The following is a 1,514-nucleotide window of genomic DNA, read 5'->3' as shown; positions in this document are numbered from 1 at the left end:
TAACCACCTTTCCTCCCCGCTTCACGGATTGATGACCAGTCGCTACCGTGGGGGAGGTGCTTTCACATGACACACTTTATGGGGTGGGCTTTCACCACCATCGACATTCAGTTGTCAAGGTTCTTCCCAGTTTTCCGTCGGATTGTAAAGATTTTGTAAAGAAGTGTGAAATTCTCTTAACCTTTAGTTTTCCGAGGTTTTTGGTTGACTTTTTTGTATCAGTTTATACCGTTTTGTTTCGGCCAACCATCGGACTTACCGTCCTGTGGGGGGGTCAGCTCTTGAGGGCTGTGTTCCTTGCCCCACTTACGCTTCAGGCGTTTTACCTTCCGCTTTTGCGGGAACGAATCGCACCCGACCCCTTAAATTGTAAACCATAGCTGGCAAGGTTTCCAGACCCGGTTTGCGACGGGGTCGGAAAATGTAGCTACAGCCACCCGATCGCGCCGCCGCCAAAAACGCTGAAACCCTTTCTGGGAGAGACATCGACCGGGTAAACGAGAAAATCGGCATTTCGGGGATTTGCCGACCCGGTCGCAGGAGGGGCATTTGTCATTTGTCATTTGTCATTTGTCATTTGTCATTTGTCATTTGTCATTGGTGATTGGGGTTGGGGGTTGGTTGCTGGGGGTTGGTTATTTGTCATTTGTCATTTGTCATTGGTGATTGGGGTTGGTTGCTGGGGGTTGGTTATTGGTTATTGGTCATTTGTCATTGGTGATTGGGGTTGGGGGTTGGTTGCTGGGGGTTGGGGGTTGGTTATTGGTTATTGGTCATTTGTCATTGGTGATTGGGGTTGGGGGTTGGTTGCTGGGGGTTGGTGGTCATGGGGTCACAGGTCGGAAGGTTCCGGGTCAAATGACCCATGACGAACCACCAACCACCAACGACCAATGACCAACCACCAACAAAAATTTCCTCGTTCGCGCCAAAATCCTGGTTTGTGTTGAAGCTTCTCTTTAGGGTGGAACTATCCATCACATTCCACCCGAAACGGAGGAACTCACTTATGCTATATTTCTCGACTCGCGCCGCTTTAGTCCGCAACGTCAGCGTGGCGATTTTCAATGGATTTGCCACGTTCCTAGCGGGGGTGGCGAGTGGAGGATTTTAATGTATAGAAATTTGACAAAATATCCCTCATGTTATTCTACGTGATTGTGTACGATATTCCCTGCAACAAGCGTCGCCAAAAAGTTCACGACTTGTTAAAAGCATATGGCACTTGGGTGCAATATTCAACCTTTGAATGTCGATTAACCCAAAGCAAATTTAAGGAATTGTGCCAAAAACTGCGGAAAAAAGTCAATTTCAGCCAAGATAGCCTGCGATTTTATCCCCTTTCCAGTCACACAATGTTGCAAATCCAAAGTTGGGGAATCGGACCGCCGACCAGTAGGGTTCCGGAATCGGTGGTGATTTAATGGGGATGGGGGCGGTGGGGTTTCCCGGCGGTAGGGAAACCCGTTGGCGAGAGAAAAATTATGGAAAACTTTACCGAAACAATTTAAAGA

At 48.2% G+C, this 1,514-nt stretch carries 2 protein-coding genes; one reads left to right on the top strand and one right to left on the bottom strand.

Annotated elements, in window-relative coordinates; genetic code table 11:
• Positions 1–306: 306 nt before the first annotated feature.
• Positions 307–549, bottom strand: coding sequence for a hypothetical protein (locus LKK83_RS00035; RefSeq protein ID WP_324628696.1), 243 nt, complete (start codon positions 547–549; stop codon positions 307–309).
• 593 nt (positions 550–1,142) lie between these two features.
• On the opposite strand from LKK83_RS00035, the gene cas2 reads away from it, so the two are divergent.
• Positions 1,143–1,424, top strand: coding sequence for a CRISPR-associated endonuclease Cas2 (cas2, locus tag LKK83_RS00030; RefSeq protein WP_324628695.1), 282 nt, complete (start codon positions 1,143–1,145; stop codon positions 1,422–1,424).
• Positions 1,425–1,514: the final 90 nt, after the last annotated feature.

It is taken from the genome of Phormidium sp. CCY1219, from assembly GCF_035615515.1.
In the GTDB taxonomy this organism is placed as follows: domain Bacteria; phylum Cyanobacteriota; class Cyanobacteriia; order Cyanobacteriales; family Laspinemataceae; genus CCY1219.
The sequence above is the reverse complement of the archived record's forward strand: the minus strand, read 5'-3'. Positions and strand labels throughout refer to the sequence as shown.